This window comes from Roseobacter sp. N2S (assembly GCF_031454055.1).
GTDB lineage: Bacteria > Pseudomonadota > Alphaproteobacteria > Rhodobacterales > Rhodobacteraceae > Amylibacter.
On the sequence record NZ_JAVDQB010000020.1, the window covers coordinates 955 to 2,486 of the forward strand.

The following is a 1,532-nucleotide window of genomic DNA, read 5'->3' on the forward strand; positions in this document are numbered from 1 at the left end:
GGTCAGACCACCTAACAGGCCATCTTCTCCGGTCAGGCCGCCGAGCAGACCGTCTTCACCGATGACACCGTCGAGCAAACCACCCACCGGATCGTCACCACCGGTCAGACCGCCTAACAGACCATCGTCTCCGGTCAGGCCGCCGAGCAGACCGTCTTCACCGATGACACCGTCGAGCAAACCACCCACCGGATCGTCGCCGCCGGTCAGACCACCTAACAGGCCATCTTCTCCGGTCAGGCCGCCGAGCAGACCGTCTTCACCGATGACACCGTCGAGCAAACCACCCACCGGATCGTCGCCGCCGGTCAGACCGCCTAACAGACCATCGTCTCCGGTCAGACCGTTCAGCAAACCGTCGTCTCCGACAACGCCGTCCAACAGACCATCTTCTCCAGTGCCGAGCAGGCCATCAACCAGCCCGTCCTCGCCGATCACGCCGTCAAGCAGCCCCCCCGCAGGATCGTCGCCGCCAAGCAGGCCGCCAAGCAGGCCGTCGTCTCCGGTTAGGCCGCCAAGCAGGCCATCTTCGTCCGTCACACCGTCCAGCGGCGTTCCGTCGCCCAGCAACTGATCGAGAATGTCGCCCTCGTCATTTGGCGTGCCCCCCCCCAAAGATCCGGTGTTGGTCAGGTCCCCGACAAGTCCGCCGGATCCTGTCACATCCGACAGGCTCCCATCGTTGCCAATGAGATCCCCCAGCAGGCCATCGGACCCTGTAATATCGCCGAGCAAACCGTCATTTCCGGTCACAGCTCCCAGCAAACCGTTGTCAGAAACAACACCATCGAGCAGACCGATGTCATCGCCGCCAACGCCGCCGCCCAACACAGGTTGCCCCAAAATTGGATTGAGCACATCGTCTAGCGGGCTGTCCGGACCAACCAGATCGCCGAGCAAGCCATCAGATCCTGTGACATCGCCAAGCAAACCGTCATTTCCGGTGACATCTCCCAAAACCCCGTCGTCAGAGATAATCGGGTCAAGCAAACCTTGATCTTCGGCTGCAGGTGGATCGGTTGGATCAGTTGCATCCGTCGGATCCGTTGCATCCGTCGGGTCGGTTGCGTCTGTCGGATCCGTTGCATCCGTCGGATCAGTTGCGTCTGTCGGATCGGTTGCATCCGTCGGATCAGTTGCATCCGTAGGGTCGGTTGCGTCTGTCGGATCCGTTGCGTCTGTCGGGTCAGTTGCATCCGTAGGGTCGGTTGCGTCTGTCGGGTCAGTTGCATCCGTAGGGTCAGTTGCGTCTGTCGGATCCGTTGCATCCGTCGGGTCAGTTGCATCCGTCGGATCAGTTGCATCCGTCGGATCAGTTGCATCCGTCGGATCGGTTGCATCCGTAGGGTCGGTTGCGTCTGTCGGGTCGGTTGCATCCGTCGGATCAGTTGCGTCTGTCGGATCCGTTGCATCCGTCGGGTCGGTTGCATCCGTCGGATCCGTTGCATCCGTCGGATCAGTTGCGTCTGTCGGATCCGTTGCATCTGTCGGGTCAGTTGCATCCGTAGGGTCGGTTGCGTCTGTCGGATCCG

General features: G+C 61.2%; 1 protein-coding gene. It reads right to left on the reverse strand.

The window, feature by feature from the left end:
* Window positions 1-1,532 (reverse strand): hypothetical protein (locus GGE09_RS23145; RefSeq protein WP_309748428.1); only part of this gene is annotated, 1,532 nt, incomplete at both ends.